Here is a 15,699-nt window from a genome sequence, read left to right as displayed (position 1 = left end):
GTCAGTGCCTCAGCGCGAGAGCAGGAACACCGCGTGCTCGGCGCGGAAGCTCGCCGCCGCCGGGGCGCAGCGCCGATCGCCGCGCAGGAACCAAGCCTGCTCCACCTTGATGCCACGATCGCGCACCATGTCGCGGAAGTCATTGACGGTGGCGTGGTGGATGTTCGGCGTCTCGTACCAGGCGACCGGCAGCAGCCGCGTGACGGGCATGCGCCCGGTCCACAACAGCGAGGTGCGCACCTTCCAGTGCGCGAAGTTGGGAAAGCTGACGAAGGCACGCCGGCCGATCCGCAGCAGTTCCTCCAGCACCAGGTCTGGACGCATGGTGGTCTGCAGCGTCTGGCTGAGGATGGCGTAGTCGACCGAGGCCTCGGGGTAGAACGCCAGGTCCTTGTCGGCATCGCCTTGGATGACCGAGAGCCCGCGCCCGACGCATTCGGCGACGTTGGCGGCGTCGATCTCCATGCCGCGCGCGTCGCAGCCCTTGCTGTCGCGCAAGGCGGCGAGCAGCGCGCCGTCGCCGCAGCCGACGTCGAGCACGCGGGCACCGAGCGCGACATTGTCGGCGATCACGGCAAGGTCGGGGCGCAGCGTCATGGGGATGGCACCGTCGAACCTGCGAGCAAGTCGGCGAACTCGCTCGACAGCCGCTCCATGTATCGCTCCGGCTTTAGCGGGGCATGGAAGCCGAGGTCCTGGTACACGCCGTGCGCATCCGCCGTGACGAGGGCAAAGCGGCGGACCGTCGCATAGTCGGGATGGTCGAGGAACCACCGCACCATGCGCCGCCCCAGGCCCTGCCCGCGTGCTGCTTCATCGACCCAGACGTCGGCGATCCAGGCGAAGCTAGCTCTGTCGGAGATCACGCGGGCGAAGCCGACTTGGCCGTCCTCTGCGTGGTAAGCGCCGAGGCAATGCGACCCGGCGCTCTGCTTCGCCACGCGCTCGCGCGAAATGCCGGGCGTCCAGTAGCTGGTGGTCAGCCAGCCGTGCACGCGATCGAGGTCGACCCGCGCCGGATCGTCGGACAGGGCGATCATTGCGCCTCGCCCAGGAAGCCGGCGACCACGCGATCGAGCGCAGGTACGTCGAGGAGGAAAGAGTCGTGCCCGAACGGCGCGGACAGCTCGACGAAGCTGACCGGCAGGCCCGCGGCGGTGAGCGCATGGGCGACGTTGCGCGACTCGGCGGTGGGATAGAGCCAGTCGGTATCGAAGCTGACGAGGCAGAAGCGCGCCTTGCTGCCGGCAAAGGCGTTGGCGAGCAGGCCGCCGTGCTCTTCGGCCAGGTCGAAGTAGTCCATGGCGCGGGTGATGTAGAGATAGGCATTGGCGTCGAACCGGTCGGTGAACGACAGGCCCTGGTAGCGCAGGTAGCTTTCCACCTGGAAGTCGGCGTCGAAGCCGAAGGTCTTCTCGGCACGATCCTGCAGGCGGCGGCCGAACTTCTCTGTGAGCCCGGCTTCGGACAGGTAGGTGATGTGCGCGGCCATGCGCGCGACCGACAGGCCCTTCTCCGGTCCCTTGCCGTGCGAATAGTAATCGCCCTCCCGCCAGGCGGGATCGGCCATGATCGCCTGGCGGCCCACTTCGTGGAAGGCGATGTTCTGCGCCGAGTGCCGCGCGGTGGAGGCGATCACCAGCACCGCCTTGGCGCGGGTCGCGAAGTTGGCAGCAAGGCTGAGCGCCTGCATGCCGCCCATCGATCCACCGACGACCGCGTGCAGTTGCTCGATCCCGAGCGCATCCAGCAGCGCGACATGCGCGCGCACCATGTCGCGCACGGTTATGACCGGAAAGCGCATGCCCCAGGGCTTGCCGTCGGGTGCGATCGAAGCAGGGCCGGTCGTGCCCATGCAACTGCCCAGCACGTTCGCGCAGACCACGAAGAATCGGTTGGTATCGATCGGCTTGCCGGGGCCGACCATGCGCACCCACCAGCCGGGTTTGCCGGTCTTGGGATGCGGGCTGGCGAGGTGGTGATCGCCGGTCAGCGCATGGGCGACGAAGATCGCGTTGTCGCGCGCGGCGTTGGGCGTGCCGTAGCTCTCGTAGGCGATGCGCACGCCATCCAGCTCACGCCCGCTGTCGAGCGGCAGCGGCTGCGCGAGGTTCAGCACCTTGCTGGGATCGATGATCGGGGCGGTCGCCATGGTGAGCGGGTGAATTGGGCGTGGGGGGCCGCGGTGTCAATCGCGGGGGTAGCAAAGCGAGGCAGTGCAATCGTTAGCCCCTTGCGGCTCGCCCCACCACCGCCTGGGCTAAGCTTGTCGCAGCCTGCCAGCAAACGGTGCGTCTTTTGTCGACAACACGCCACCTCAGCCGGCATGCTTCGACAAGCTCAGCATAGTCGGTGTGGTTGGAAGCCGCTCTGAAACATTGGCTCATCGAACCAACAGGCAATCGACCAAGGGGGTGCCAATCTGCCGCTTCCGCGCTAAAGGCGGCCGATCATGAGCGACACGATCACCCGCAGCCGAGCCCCGGAACCAAAACCCTGGATCGAGGCGATCCATGCCTACGTGCCGGGCAAGTCGGCCGGCGCGGACGGCAAGCCGCTGATCAAGCTGTCGGCAAACGAGAATCCACTCGGAACCAGCCCGCTCGCGCTCGCGGCGAAGGCGCAAGGGCCGGCGCGCTATCCAGACCCCGAGAGCAAGGCGCTGCGCGCCAAACTTGGCGAGGTCTACGGGATCGATCCGGCGCTGATCGTCATGGGCACCGGCTCCGACGAGCTGCTGAACCTCGCGGCGCAGGGCTATGCCGGCCCGGACGACGAGGTGATCTACGTGCGCTACGGCTTCTCCGTCTACGACATCGCCGCCCGGCGTTGCGGGGCGACACCGGTCGTGGCGCCGGACGCCGACTATGGCACTGACGTCGACGCGCTACTGGCTCTGGTGACGGAGCGGACACGAGTGGTGTTCGTCGCCAACCCTAACAACCCGACTGGCTCGTACCTGCCCAAGGCCGAGATCGCGCGATTGCACGCCGCCCTGCCTGCCGACGTGCTGCTGGTCCTCGACCTCGCCTATGCAGAATATGTCGCCGCGGAGGACGACGATGGTGCGATGCAACTCGCCGCCGCGCACGAGAACGTGCTGGTGACGCGCACCTTCTCCAAAGCTTATGGCCTCGCCGGAGAGCGCATCGGCTGGGCCACGGGCGCACCCGGGCTGGTGGCGACGCTGAACCGCATCCGCGGGCCGTTCAACGTGCCGAGCACCGGCCAGGCGATGGCGCTCGCCGCATTAGACGACCCTGCCTTCATCGAGGCGGCCCGCGTGCACAACCGCGACGAGCGGGCTCGCTTCGTCACCGCAGTCAAAGCGCTGGGCAACCACGGCCTGCGCGCTCTGCCCAGCGAGGCGAATTTCGTGCTGGTGCTGTTCGAGGGCGCGCTGACTGCCGAAGCCGCGTTCAACGGGCTGGCCGATCGCGGCTACATCGTCCGCTGGCTGCCCGGCCAGGGCCTGCCCCAGGCGCTGCGCTTCACGATCGGCAAGCCGCACGACATGGACGCGATCGTCGCGGGCTTGCAGGAAATGGTGCGCGAAGCGGCGGGGCGCTGATGTTCCAACGCGTCGCCATCATCGGCCTTGGCCTGCAAGGCGGCTCGATCGGTCTTGCCGTTCAGGCCTACCTCCCCGACGCCGTCACCACCGGCTATGACCGCGACGCGATCACCCGCTCGCGCGCGGCCGAGCGCCATCTGGTTCACAAGGTCTGCGACAGTGCCGCCGAGGCCGTGGCAGAGTGCGACCTCGTGATCTTCTGCGTACCGCTCGGCGCGATGGGCATCGCCGCCGAGCAAGTGCGCGCCGCCCTGCCTGCCGATACCCTCGTCAGCGATGTCGGCTCCAGCAAGCAGGTCGTCGCAAAGGCGCTGAGCGAAGCGCTGCCCGACCATCTGGTCATCCCCGCCCACCCCGTCGCAGGCACCGAGAACTCGGGCGCGGACGCGGGGTTTGCCGAGCTGTTCCGCAATCGCTGGTGCATCGTCACTCCCCCGCCGCAGACCAACCTGGTGAAGCTCTCGCAGCTCGTCGCCTTCTGGGAAGCGCTGGGCGCCAACGTCGAGATCATGGACGCGGCGCATCACGATCTGGTTCTCGCCGTCACCAGCCACCTGCCGCACCTGATCGCGTACACCATCGTCGGTACCGCTTCTGATCTGGAAGAAGTCACCCAGTCCGAAGTGATCAAGTACTCAGCCGGCGGCTTCCGCGACTTCACCCGCATCGCCGCCTCCGATCCGACGATGTGGCGCGACGTATTCCTGTCGAACAAGCAGGCGGTGCTGACCATGCTGCAGCGCTTCACGGAGGACCTGACCGCGCTCCAGAGGGCCATCCGCATCGGCGACGGCGAGACCCTGTTCAAGCACTTTGAGCGTACCCGGGCGACCCGCCGCTCCATCATCGAAGAGGGGCAGGACGACGACCGGCCGGACTTCGGCCGTGCCGACCACAAGTCCGATCGCAAGCCCGGTGAAGGCTGAACGGCAACTATACTTCGCAGCTGCGGGAGCCGGACCGCATCTCGCGCTTTGAGCGGCCAAACCTCTTCCCGCAAAGGCGCTGCATGAAACTCTCGATATCGTCCGAGCTCCAATACGACGTGCCCTCCGAGGCCGACCTGCTCCTGCAGATCGAGGCCGCGATCATCCCCGAGCAGCGCGTGGTCAGCGCACATATCGAGCTGCCGCCGGTGCAGCACTTCGCCCGGGTCACCGGTCACGACACCATCGGTGACCGCATCTGGCTGCGCATGCAGGGCGCGCTGACCGTGCGCTACAATGCCCTGGTCGAGATCAACCGCCTCACTGCCGACATCGCGCAGTTGCAAGCCGTGCCGCCGCACCTGCTGCCGGGCGAGACGATCGAATACATCCTGCCGTCACGCTACTGCGCGTCGGACCAGTTCCAGCAGATCGTCGGCGACTTGTTCGGCGACACGCAAGGCGGCGCTCGCGTAGCTGCGATCCGCGATTGGATCGAAGCGAACCTCACCTATCAGGCCGGCAGCTCCAACGCCTCGACCGGCGCGATGGACACCTACAATGCCCGAGAGGGCGTCTGCCGCGACTTTGCGCACCTGATGATCAGCATGACCCGGGCGAGCGCCATCCCCGCGCGCTTCTGCAGCGTCTATGGCCTGGGCGTCGAGCCGCAGGACTTCCACGCGGTGGCCGAGGTGTTCCTCGACAACACCTGGTACATGGTCGACGCGACCGGCATGTCGACGCCGGACACGATGGCCAAGATCGGCGTCGGGCGCGACGCGGCGGACGTCTCGTTCCTGACGAGCTACGGCCTGGCCAACATGCAGAACCAGTCGGTGCAGGTAACTGCCGGCTAGCGTGTCGTCTCGATCGGGTTCAGGACATTGATCGCGTCCTGCACCCGTGCCTCCAACTCGTCGCGGGGGAGGCCGGCGGGAATGATCTCTCCCACTCGCATCGTGATCAGGCCCCGTCGCTTCCACGTGCGATGGTACAGCCTCCCGCTGTCGAGCGCGATCGGCACCACCGGCAGGCGCAGCATCTTGTAGAGGCCCGCGAAGCCCGAACCGAGCGGAGCCACCTCTCCATGCGGCACGCGCGTGCCTTCGGGAAAGATCGCCATGAGCCGGCCTGCCGCGATCATGCCCCGCGCCTGGGTCAGCATGGTGCGCAGGGCGCGGGCGCCCTGGTCCCGCTCCACCCCGACGAGGCCGTAGAGCCGCCCGGCGCGGCCCCACAGCGGGATGCGCAGCAGTTCTGCCTTTGCGATGATCGCGGGCATGGGCAGCAGGTTGGGCAGGTCGATCGCCTCGAAGAAGCTTTCGTGCTTCATCGCTACCAGCACGTCCTTGCTCGGCAGCTCTCCCTCTACCACGACGCGGATGCCCAGGATCCAGCGTGTGCAGCGCCTGTGAAAGCGCGACCAGCCCAGCACCACGCGCTGGAAGGCCCCCTCGCCGAACGGCAGCATGCCGAGCGCCACCAGCACGTAGCCCACCGATCCGGCGTAGAAGGCCAGGTAGAACACCAGGCTGCGCAGAACGTCGCCGACGCGCGTCACCTCCGCAGCCTCTGCCAGGTGTCGACGGCGTAGCGTGCCAGCAGCTTGTGGTACTCCAGGAACAGGATCTGGAGCGAAGGATGGCTGCGCACCGCATCCTCGATCATCACCGTGCCCTTGGGCAGCTCGCGACCAAGCTCGAAAGCGGCGCGCCGCATGTGCCAGTCGACCGTCACCAGGCGCACGGTGCGTGCCTTGCGCTGCTGCAGCCAGTTGGCCGCTTCCACCGCGTTGGAGCGGGTGTCGAAGGCGCGATAACCCAAAGTGATGCAACAGCGCATCAGCTGCGGCGGCACGTCGTACTCCTGCATGAACTCGCGCGGAAGCACTTCGGGATCGACGCCCGAGACCAGCAGGCGGGGCGCTAGCCGTTGGCGCAGCACGACCAGCGAACGCGGGATGCGCCCGGGGCCGCCGGTCAGCACGATCACCGCGTCGGTCCGCTCGTTGCCCGCGGGACGCGGCAAGGCGACCGCGAACCAGAGGAACCCAAAGACCCATACGAGCAGGACAAAGGCGGCAATGCGGCGAAACATCGCTGCAGGCTATAGCATCTTGCGCAAGGCGTGCATCACCGTCAGTCGGGCAGTCAGCATCGCCAGGCCGGTCGCCAGCAAAGGTACGAGGGCGAGGAGCAGCCAGTCGCTCCAGACCAGCGCGCCGCTGCTGACCATGCCCGCACCCAGCCCCGAGAAGCGCCGACCGAGCGAGAGGATGACGACCATCGCTAGGGCCAGCCCCACCGCACCGCCGCCCGCCGCGTCCACCGCGATCGAGCGCTGGAACACGCGGGCGATCTGGCTGTCGGTACCGCCCAGCAAGTGCACGATCTCGATGGTATCGCGGTTGGCGCCCAGGGCCGAGCGGGCAGCCAGCAGCACGGCAGCCGCGAGCGCAGCGGCAAGCAGCGCCACAAGCGAGATGGCGAGCCACTGGAGCGAAACGATCGCGTCGAACACGGGCTTGAGCCACTCGGCCTGCGCATCGACGCGGGCCGATGGCGCGACCGCGGCCAGTGCGTGCCGGACCGCGAGGATCCGCTCGCGGTTGGCCGAGCGCGTCAGGCGCACGTCGATGAGCGCCGGCACCGGCACGCCGATGCCTTGCGTCGAGTCCACTCCGGTGCCCAGCCAGGGCGACACCAGCGCGTCGAGCTCTTCTTGTGGAACCAGGCGCATGCTGGCGACGCCCGGCACCACGCGTAGTGCGTCGAGCGCGCGGGCAGCTTCGCGCTGGCGCACGTCGGCACGCGGCTCGACCAATTGCACGGTGATCCCGCCGGCGATCTCTGCGCTGGCGGACGTGACGGTGTTGCCGAAGGCCAGGCCAGCGGCGAGCGCGATCGCGGTCAAGGCGACCATGATGGCGATGACCCAGGGCATCGGCCCGGAAAGGCGCGCCTGCGGGACCAACTCCGCCTCGCCGCCGGCAAACAGCCGCCGCCCACGCGCGATCCCCCGCCGCTTGTTCGCGCGCGCCTTCAAGACGGCCGCCGCGGCGGGTAGCGCAGCGCGCCGGTGGGATCGGACAGGCGCCCGCGGTCGAGCCGCATGATCAGCGAGTTGGGCACTTTGGCAAGCAGGTGGACGTCGTGGGTGGCGACGACGATCGTCGTACCTTGGCGGTTCAGCAGCTCGAACAGCCGCATCAGCTTGAGCGCCATCTCGGGATCGACGTTGCCGGTCGGCTCGTCGGCGACGAGCACGTCGGGCCGGCCGATCACAGCCCGGGCGATGGCGATCCGCTGCTGCTCCCCGCCCGACAGGGTGGCCGGGCGGGACTCCTTGCGGTCGGCCAGCCCGACCCATTGCAGGATGTCGCGGACTGGGCCGGCGATGTCGCGCTCGCTGAAGCCGGCGACGCGCAGCGGCAGCGCTACGTTGTCGAAGGCGGACAAGTGCGGGACGAGGCGGAAGTCCTGGAACACCACGCCGATCCGCCGCCGCAGCGCGGGCAACCCGCTGCGCGGCATCGTTATCGCGTCCTTGCCGAACATGCGGATGACGCCGCGCGACGGCCTCTGGGCGAGGTACAGCAGGCGCAGCAGCGTGGTCTTGCCCGCGCCGCTGGCACCGGTGAGGAAGTAGAACGAGCCAGGGAACAGCGTGAACGACAAGTCGCTCAGCACCTCGCGATCGTGCTCGTAGCGCAGGCCGACGTTGTCGAAATGAATGATTTCGCCTTCGGCCTTGCTGCTCATCGCCTCGTCTTCGGTAACGGGAATTCGTGAAGACGGCGGTAAGCTGCCGGTGCCGCTCAGGCAAGCGGCACCGCGGGCACCGCGAACCAGCGACGGCGGGCGCCCAGTCGGGCTTGTGTATAAGCGACCATGAATGTGGAAAAAAGCAGGTCGGTGCCAAGAACCCGGGTGTCACCGCCTTGTCGTGAGCCACGCTCCCGTGCTTAGTGTCGCGACCATGATTATCGCCTGCCCCGCCTGCGCCACTCGCTATGCGGTCCCGGACAGCGCGATCGGCATCGATGGACGCACCGTCCGCTGCGCCAAGTGTCGCCACAGCTGGTTCCAAGACGGACCCGTGCTCGAAATGGCAGAGGGCATCGCGCCTGCGCACGCCACACCGGTTGTCGATGCGGCCGAAGCGGCACCCCGTCCGCAAGTCGCCGAACCCGTTCCCCCGCCGCCCGCGCCCGAGCCGGCGGTGGCCCGCGAGGCGCCCACACCGCGTCCGGTGTACGACGATACGGCCGGCACCCAGTTCACCGACGAAGGTCCTTCCCGCTTCGACTTCGCGCCACCCTTCCGGCCCCGGCGCAACTGGGCCAAGATCGGCATGGCCGCGGCGGTGGTGTTCGCGGTGGTGACGCTCGGCCTGGCCGGCGTCGTCGCCTGGGCCGGTCTGCCTGATTGGGTACCCGTCGCCCGCCCGACCTTCGCCCAGGCGCAGCAGGACCTCGCGCTCGACTTCCCACCCAAGCGGCAGGACCGGCGCACCCTGCCCAACGGCACCGAGTATTTCGGCGCAAGCGGCACCGTCAGCAACATCGGGCGAGAGACTCGCTCGGTGCCCACCATCCTCATCGTGCTGCGCGATGCGCGTGAGCGGATCGTCTACAGCTGGGAAGTCGTGCCGCCCAAGCGCGAGCTGGCACCTGGTGAGACGATCACCATCAACGAGGCGGTGACCGATGTGCCCAAGTCCGCCAAGTCGGCCGAAATCGGCTGGAAGCCGGCCTGATCCGTACCGGTTCTCGCGCGGAGCAGGCACCTCTGAGAAAACAATCGCCATCGCGCTTGCAGCCCCCGCATCCCTTTGCTAATGGCGCGCTCCTGCCCCGGGGACAGCGCTTTCGCGCCGAACCCAAGACTGTGCGGTCATGGCGGAATTGGTAGACGCGCAACGTTGAGGTCGTTGTGGGCGAAAGCCCGTGGAAGTTCGAGTCTTCTTGACCGCACCAGGCAGTTTCAGCAGCAGCACTGATTTTCGCCTTCGGGCACCCGCCCGGTGTAGAGCGGCGCAGTCCTGCGCCCTCCACCGCTCGATTTCAGACGCGGTGAGGGTCGGGGCGGCCATGCGATCGCACGCACTCTCGCGGGCCACTCAGTCCATCAGATATCAGCACCCGAGAGCAGCGCCAACCGGGTCCAGTCCAGCGGCAAGTTGCCGGTGAACTGGGCGATTGCAGGGCTCGTCGTGACACCCTCGATCGCCAAGGTCAGCACCATGGACCGACCTTGGCGATCGCCGAAACAAGCCGGCTCGGCAGTTGGATCAATCCTCGGAGATGGATATCGCCCGCGCCGGGCACTGGCTTTCCGCCCGGCGCATCGTGTCCTCGTCGCCGGGCGCCACTTCGCTGACCAGCACCACTGCGTAGCCGTCCGGGTGCAGCTCGAACACCTCGGGCGCGATGCCCGTGCAGATGCCGAAGCCGGCGCAGATCTCCGAATCGATGTGGACCTTCATGGTCAGCCCGCCTCTTTCGCGTCGAACTCCAGGCCGATATGCGTCAGCCCCCGCAGGATAAAGGTCGGCAGGTAATTGTAGCGGCGCGCGCTGGCGGGGCCGTGAACTTTCTCGGACACGCGAATGTCGCTCGTCCGGTCGAACATGCGGTTGAGCGCAACGACAGTCTCCGCCCGCGCCAGCGGCGCGCCGGGGCAGGCGTGGCGGCCGGCACCGAAGCCGACGTGCAGGCGGGCGTTCTTGCGATCGAGTTGGAACTCGGCCGGGTTGTCGAACTTGCGAGCGTCACGGTTGGCAGCGCCGTTGGCGATGAACAGGAAGGTGCCGGCCGGAACGTCGATGCCGCCGACGGTCGTCGGCTTCTTGGTCAGGCGGAAATCGCCCTTGACCGGCCCTTCGGTGCGCATGCATTCCTCGACGAAGTTGGGGATCAGGCTGCGGTCCTCACGCAGGCGCTGCTGGATGTCGGGGCGATCGCCGATCAGCTGGAAGGCATAGCTGAGCAGCCGCACCGTGGTCTCCTGCCCGGCTGCGAAAACGTTGGCGGCGATCCGCGCCACATCCATCGGATCGGGCACCGAGCCATCGGGGAAGGTCGCCTTGGCAAGGCCGGTGAGGACGTCGTCCTTGGGGTTGGCCCGGCGGTCCTCGATATAAGCCGAGAACTTCTCGTAGAGGAATTCCAGCGGTCCATGCGTGACTTCGCCGTCCGTGCCACCGACCACGGCACCGCCACTTTCCTGCTCTACCCGGATCAGATGCTGGCGGAACTCGACCCGGTCTTCGGGCGGCACGCCAAGCAGGTCGGAGACGACGAGCACGGCGAACGGCTGGGCAAAGGCGTTCATGAATTCGCATTCGCCATCGGCGATGAAGGTGTCGATCTGCTCGTCCGCGAGCTTCCACATGAACTCTTCGTTCTCTTTGAGACGACGCGGCGTGATCAGCGACATCAGCAGTGAACGATGGGCGGAGTGGACCGGCGGGTCCATGGTCGGCAGCTGGTCATGGAACGGCGTCTTGTCGCGCCATTGCTCGATCAGCTCGGATATGTCCTCGTTGCGATGCTCGTCGAGCGGGATGGGACAACCCGCGAAGGGCCCCGTGGTCGACATGCATGAGGAAAAGCGTTCGGGATCGTTGTAGATCTCCAGCGCCTCGGCATAGCCCGTGACCATGAGGATGCCGTGATGCGGCTCGCGGTGAACCGGCGACTGCTCACGCAGATAGTCGAAGTAGGGATAGGGATCGGCGACGTACCGGTCGCTCAGGAAGAAATCGTGCGCTTCGAAGTCATGGGCCTGGTCGTTCATGTTGGCTCCTTGTCGGACGCTGCTGGCGTCCATCCGATCCCGGCTTGACGATAGCCGAACTCGTTGGACGTGTGCAAAAACATCCGACGCTATTGGCGCAGCACTGGCGGCGGGACGGGACGACTTCGCCGGGGCGATGCCGGGCCCGAGAACTCCGCGCTATGCTGAGATGGGTCGGCCCGTTGGCGAGAATGACGAGATCGACCTGACCTCACGCTCGTGTCAGGAACCCATATCCTTCAGCAGCGCCAGCGTTCCAGGGTCCTTTGCGCGGTATGCCAGCGCGGCTTGGGCCTCGCGCTTCGCTCCTTCCCGGTCGCCACTCGCCAGCAGAGCCTGCGCCAGATCGCGCCGGACCGGATAGTACCAGCCGGGAGGGTCGGAGAGCATTGAGAAGCTCTCGCCCTCCTGCTCCTCCGCCGCCTGGCGAAACGCGATCGCGGCGGTGGCCGGGCTCTTGTCGAGCATGGCAGCGCGACCCAGCAGCACGTTCCTGGCGATCAGCGTCAACTGCTGCGCCTGGCGCGATCCGTCATCGTCGCTGAGCTTGCCGGTGAGCCCGCGAATGGCCGCAGCCTCCGTGCGGACGCCATTGGCATCCGCCTGCTTCGCCAGCGCCTCACCGCGCGCATAGTGCCAGGCCACGACCAGCGTCGGCAGCTTGGGCTGCGGCAGTGCCAGCACGTCTGCCGGACTGGCGAAGCGGGCCATGGCGAAATAGCCGCTTGCGGCGATGACCTGAGAGAAGGGGCTGGCGGCGCCTTGCCCTTGCGATCGCTCGACCAGCGGCCGGCCAAGCGCCAGCGCCGCCTTGGCATCGCCCGCTTCCAGAGCGCCGCCGAGCCCGTACGTCACGTTGTGGACATGGTAGGGCAGGCCCCAGACACCGTCGGGCGGCGGCAGGCCCAGCGCCCGCGCGTTCTCCACCCCGATCTCGACCGCACGGACGTTGGCGTCGGCGGCATCCTGGTAGCGCCCGACCCAGTAGTACGTATGGCTTGGCATGTGCACGAGATGGCTCGCACGCGGCGCCAGGCCTGCCAGCCGGACGGCGTAGCGCTCGGCCAAGGCAGGCGCTCCGGCCGCTTCGGTGGCGTGGATGTAGAAGTGAATGGCCGCGGTGTTGTCCGGATGGCGCTTCAGCACGCCTTCGAGCAGCGGCATCGCCGTCTCGGCGTTGAGCTTCCAGTCGGTGTTCGCCTTGGCTTCGGTCATCAACCAGGCGTCGGCCGCCATAACCGCGATCTCGTCATCTGTCGGATAGCGCGCTGCCAGCGTGTTCATCGCCTTGGCAAACGCGAGATCGCCCGGCTTGCCACCACCGCCATCCTGGTAGCGCAGATTCAGCGCGCGGATCAGCCCGCGTTCGCGATCCGTGCCGCTCGTTTTGGCCAGGCCTTCCGCCTTGTCGACCAAGGCGGCCAGCGGCGTCAGTTCGTCCGCCGTCTTGCCGTAGTTGATCGTCGGCCCGGACGCCCACGCCTGGCCCCACAGGCACATGGCGCATTGCGGATCGAGCCTGACCGCTTCGGCCATGGCAGCAATGGCCGCCTTGTGCGCGAACGCGTGGGCCAACTGCATGCCGTTGTCGAAGAAGGCTTGCGCGCGTGGCACCTTGGTCGTGATCGCGAAGCCGCCGGTGCCGTAGCCGGGCAGGATCTGCGGCACCTTGGGCGCGGTCATGTCGGCATGGTTCATGCCCGCATGGTCCATCCCGGTCTGCGTGGCTTCGGCCGCAGGCACGGGCGCAGGTACGGGCGCTGGCCCATCCTGCGCCGCAACGCTCGAGCCCAGACATGTCAGCAGCAGCACGGCCAGCTTACGCATTGGCAATCCCCCCGAAATCCCACGCCACCGCTGCGTAGCATGGAGCACGCGATCTGTAGAGTGCACTTTCGTTAACGTCGGAGGCGAGCGTCCTCTCGCTGAGACGGTACTGAGCCTGTGCGTGAAAGCCGTGCCTGCAGCGCGCTCGGCGCGGCGCCCAGGTGCCGGTGGCAGAAGCGGGTGAAGACCGCCTGCTCGGCAAAGCCCAGCTTGCCCGCAATCCACAGCAGGCTCACGTCAGCCTGCGCCAGGTAATAGCGCGCGAGTTCGCAGCGGACTTCGTCCTTGATCTTCTGGAACGATGTCCCTGCCTCGGCCAGGCGGCGGTGCAGCGTGCGGGTATGCAGGCCAAGCTCGGCGGCGACCTGGGCGTTGGAAGCGGTGCCCACGAGCATCAGCCGCAGCACGAGCCCCCGCGCAGCGGCGTGGATCGGCGGCGCGGTGTCGCCCATCCCCATCTCGGCCGCGGCCATGAGGTCGGCATGCAGGCCGGGATCGCGCCCGGCGATCGGGCAGGCGAGATCCCGGTCGCTGAACACGAGGCCATCAAGCAACTGGTCGAACAGCACCTCGCACCCGAAAGCGCGCCGGTAGACGGCTAGGGGCGAGATCGCCCGATGGCGCAGCAGGACCTGGCGTGCGCGCACCAGGCCTTGCGTCAATGCCAGCGCACCAAGTTGGCCGGCGAGCAGCACGTATTCTATTGCCTGCCCCTGCTCTGCGAAGTCGCCGACCAGGATCTCGTGCGAGAAGACGACGCGCCCGGCTTTGGGGATCGGGAACCTGGCGATCCGGGCTGCCCGGCTGTGCACGTTCGAGTGCCGGGTCACATAGTCGAGCGCGTCGCCGAACGTGCGCGAATGGCGCATGATCGTGCCGAGCGGTCCGTACAGGTCGGTGCCCGACTGGGCGAGCGCCAGGCGCATGCCGAAGTCGGGACACTCCAGCGTGCGGGCCGCTTGCGCCAGCAGGCTGACAAACTGTCCGTAGGTCAGCTGCGGCGAGGCGGCGGCGCCGGGATCGAAGGCAATGCGGGCTTGTTCGATCAGCGCCCGGGCATCGCCGCCGCAGCCTGCGCAGAGCTGCGCAAAACCTTTGAGGAACCGGGCGTTGATGACATCGAACTCGCCGAGCGCCCCCTCGCCTCCGGGCGGGCTGCCGGTTCTGCAAACTTTGATCTGGGCAGCGGCAGTCATGAGCTTCAACCAGGCAGCACTCGCCCAAACCGGCGCCGCTCAGCCCTATCAGGAGCCGGCGAGGCTCCCAAGTACGCATCGGCGCTCCGTTGGCGGCACGACCATTCGACAAAGTCGAACGAAGTGGACGATCTTATCTGGCTTTTTCGTTCGGTGCGCCTGCGCCATCTCTCCCGCGAGAAAACACGCTCACGGGGAATTCGATGTGGCACACACCTTCAAGGCCTTCGGGGATCGCACCAACGCTTTGGCCGCGCTGGCGCAGCCGGTGATCGTCGCCCTCTCCACGGCCGGGCTGACCGGCGGAGCGATGGCAGCGGCGGGTATCCTGGCGGGACGGATGATGCGGCGGCGCTAGTCGTTGGCCAGTGGATCTCGCGACTACGCCGGCTGCGGCGCCGCTCCGCTGGCGCGGCGCGCGATGAAGGCGCAGGCGATCAGCTGGATCTGGTGGAACAGCATCAGCGGCAACAGCACCGCACCCACTTGCGCCGGCGCGAACAGCACGCCGGCCATGGGAACGCCCGAGGCCAGGCTCTTCTTCGATCCGCAGAACAGCAGCACGATGGCATCCTCGCGCGGCAGGCGCATCAGGCGTGCGAGCAGCGTCGTCAGCCCCAGTGCAGCCCCAAGGAGCACGCAGCACGACACTGCCAGCAGCGCCAGCTCAGGGCCCGATACGCGGCTCCACAGACCCTCCACCACCGCCGCGCTGAAGGCGGTATAGACGACCAGCAGGATCGAGCCGCGATCGACCAGCGTCACCAGCTGCTTGTGGCGGGAGACGAAGCCGCCGATCCACGGCCGCAGGAAGTGACCGAGAGCGAAAGGCAGCAGCAGTTGCAGCGCGATCGTCTCAATCGAGTCAAGCGAGATGCCCCCGTGCGTGCCGCTGCGCGACATCACCAGCGCGACCAGCGCCGGCGTCACGAAGATGCCCAGGAGGTTGGAGAACGAAGCGCTGCACACCGCCGCCGCGACGTTGCCGCGCGCCATCGCGGTGAACGCGATCGAGGACTGCACGGTGGAAGGCAGCAGCGTCAGGAACAGCAGCCCCGCCGCCATCGGTCCTTCCACGAAGGGCAGCGAGACAAGGCCGAGGCCGAGCAGCGGGAACAGCACGAAGGTGGTTCCCAGCACCGCCAAGTGCAGCCGCCAGTTGCGCGCGCCATCCAGGATCGCTTCTCGCGAGAGCTTGGCACCGTGCAGGAAGAACAGCAGCACGATCCCGGCCGTGGTCAGCACATCGGCGACAACGGCCGCTTGCCCCCGCACCGGCAGCATGCTCGCCAGCAGCACGGTGCCCAGCAGCGCCAGCACGAACGGTTCGAAGATCGCCAGGAAACGTCGCATGCGAAGGTGCTCTCGAACTC

The 15,699-nt window shown here is 67.5% G+C and carries 17 protein-coding genes and 1 tRNA gene; 6 read left to right on the top strand and 12 right to left on the bottom strand.

Annotation, left to right across the window (positions count from 1 at the left end):
• Positions 1-9 precede the first annotated feature (9 nt).
• From metW to GV044_RS04155, 3 genes are read right to left on the bottom strand one after another with little or no spacing between them, the layout of a single operon-like run.
• Positions 10-597, bottom strand: coding sequence for a methionine biosynthesis protein MetW (metW, locus tag GV044_RS04165; protein WP_159865861.1), 588 nt, complete (start codon positions 595-597; stop codon positions 10-12).
• Positions 594-1,040: a GNAT family N-acetyltransferase gene (locus tag GV044_RS04160; protein ID WP_159865858.1), complete on the bottom strand. Its 447-nt coding sequence runs from the start codon at positions 1,038-1,040 to the stop codon at positions 594-596. Before GV044_RS04160 ends, metW begins: the two co-directional genes overlap by 4 nt.
• On the bottom strand, positions 1,037-2,152 hold the full coding sequence (locus GV044_RS04155; protein WP_159865855.1) for a homoserine O-acetyltransferase: 1,116 nt from the start codon (positions 2,150-2,152) through the stop codon (positions 1,037-1,039). Before GV044_RS04155 ends, GV044_RS04160 begins: the two co-directional genes overlap by 4 nt.
• 300 nt (positions 2,153-2,452) lie before the next feature.
• Between GV044_RS04155 and GV044_RS04150 the strand changes: the two genes are divergently transcribed.
• The 3 genes from GV044_RS04150 to GV044_RS04140 all read left to right on the top strand — a co-directional run bounded on the left by GV044_RS04150 (position 2,453) and on the right by GV044_RS04140 (position 5,360).
• A complete protein-coding gene (locus GV044_RS04150; RefSeq protein ID WP_159865852.1) occupies positions 2,453-3,571 on the top strand; it encodes a histidinol-phosphate transaminase in 1,119 nt (372 codons plus the stop codon).
• Positions 3,568-4,500, top strand: a complete 933-nt coding sequence (locus tag GV044_RS04145) for a prephenate/arogenate dehydrogenase family protein (RefSeq protein ID WP_159870844.1) — start codon at positions 3,568-3,570, stop codon at positions 4,498-4,500. The genes GV044_RS04150 and GV044_RS04145 overlap by 4 nt, the downstream gene beginning before the upstream one ends.
• 83 nt (positions 4,501-4,583) lie before the next feature.
• Complete coding sequence (locus GV044_RS04140; protein WP_159865849.1) at positions 4,584-5,360, top strand: transglutaminase family protein; 777 nt, start codon at positions 4,584-4,586, stop codon at positions 5,358-5,360.
• Here the strand turns inward: GV044_RS04140 and GV044_RS04135 are convergent.
• Genes GV044_RS04135 through ftsE form a run of 4 tightly spaced genes read right to left on the bottom strand, consistent with a single transcriptional unit; the run spans position 5,357 to position 8,264 of the window.
• Complete coding sequence (locus tag GV044_RS04135; RefSeq protein WP_236554689.1) at positions 5,357-6,064, bottom strand: 1-acyl-sn-glycerol-3-phosphate acyltransferase; 708 nt, start codon at positions 6,062-6,064, stop codon at positions 5,357-5,359. The two genes, GV044_RS04140 and GV044_RS04135, sit on opposite strands and share 4 nt — an antisense overlap.
• Entirely contained in the window at positions 6,061-6,600 is a 540-nt protein-coding gene (locus tag GV044_RS04130; protein ID WP_159865846.1) for a YdcF family protein, read from the bottom strand. Before GV044_RS04130 ends, GV044_RS04135 begins: the two co-directional genes overlap by 4 nt.
• A 9-nt stretch (positions 6,601-6,609) precedes the next feature.
• Positions 6,610-7,548 (bottom strand): cell division protein FtsX, encoded by a 939-nt coding sequence (locus GV044_RS04125; protein ID WP_371741566.1) that lies wholly within the window; start codon positions 7,546-7,548, stop codon positions 6,610-6,612.
• Complete coding sequence (gene ftsE / locus GV044_RS04120) at positions 7,545-8,264, bottom strand: cell division ATP-binding protein FtsE (protein ID WP_159865843.1); 720 nt, start codon at positions 8,262-8,264, stop codon at positions 7,545-7,547. The genes GV044_RS04125 and ftsE overlap by 4 nt, the downstream gene beginning before the upstream one ends.
• 217 nt (positions 8,265-8,481) lie before the next feature.
• On the opposite strand from ftsE, the gene GV044_RS04115 reads away from it, so the two are divergent.
• Both GV044_RS04115 and GV044_RS04110 read left to right on the top strand, forming a co-directional pair.
• Complete coding sequence (locus GV044_RS04115) at positions 8,482-9,261, top strand: zinc-ribbon domain-containing protein (RefSeq protein WP_159865840.1); 780 nt, start codon at positions 8,482-8,484, stop codon at positions 9,259-9,261.
• 133 nt (positions 9,262-9,394) lie between these two features.
• Positions 9,395-9,481, top strand: a tRNA-Leu gene (locus GV044_RS04110).
• A gap of 314 nt (positions 9,482-9,795) precedes the next feature.
• Here the strand turns inward: GV044_RS04110 and GV044_RS04105 are convergent.
• The 4 genes from GV044_RS04105 to GV044_RS04090 form a co-directional block, all read right to left on the bottom strand.
• Entirely contained in the window at positions 9,796-9,990 is a 195-nt protein-coding gene (locus tag GV044_RS04105) for a ferredoxin (RefSeq protein WP_159865838.1), read from the bottom strand.
• A 2-nt stretch (positions 9,991-9,992) separates the two neighbouring features.
• Positions 9,993-11,303, bottom strand: a complete 1,311-nt coding sequence (locus GV044_RS04100) for a cytochrome P450 (RefSeq protein WP_159865835.1) — start codon at positions 11,301-11,303, stop codon at positions 9,993-9,995.
• Positions 11,304-11,525: 222 nt separating this feature from the next.
• Positions 11,526-13,130 carry a hypothetical protein gene (locus tag GV044_RS04095; RefSeq protein ID WP_159865832.1) on the bottom strand — a complete coding sequence of 535 codons (1,605 nt, stop codon included), beginning with the start codon at positions 13,128-13,130 and terminating at the stop codon, positions 11,526-11,528.
• Positions 13,131-13,201: 71 nt separating this feature from the next.
• Entirely contained in the window at positions 13,202-14,326 is a 1,125-nt protein-coding gene (locus GV044_RS04090; protein ID WP_159865829.1) for an AraC family transcriptional regulator ligand-binding domain-containing protein, read from the bottom strand.
• 205 nt (positions 14,327-14,531) lie between these two features.
• Here GV044_RS04090 and GV044_RS04085 point away from each other — a divergent pair, with 205 nt between their 5' ends.
• Positions 14,532-14,684 carry a hypothetical protein gene (locus tag GV044_RS04085; RefSeq protein ID WP_159865826.1) on the top strand — a complete coding sequence of 51 codons (153 nt, stop codon included), beginning with the start codon at positions 14,532-14,534 and terminating at the stop codon, positions 14,682-14,684.
• A 23-nt stretch (positions 14,685-14,707) separates the two neighbouring features.
• Here the strand turns inward: GV044_RS04085 and GV044_RS04080 are convergent, their stop codons facing one another.
• Entirely contained in the window at positions 14,708-15,679 is a 972-nt protein-coding gene (locus GV044_RS04080; protein WP_159865823.1) for a bile acid:sodium symporter family protein, read from the bottom strand.
• Positions 15,680-15,699 lie beyond the last annotated feature (20 nt).

It is taken from the genome of Novosphingobium sp. 9U, from assembly GCF_902506425.1.
In the GTDB taxonomy this organism is placed as follows: Bacteria; Pseudomonadota; Alphaproteobacteria; order Sphingomonadales; family Sphingomonadaceae; genus Novosphingobium.
Note: the sequence above shows the minus strand (reverse complement) of the source record. Positions and strands in the feature narration are given on the sequence as shown.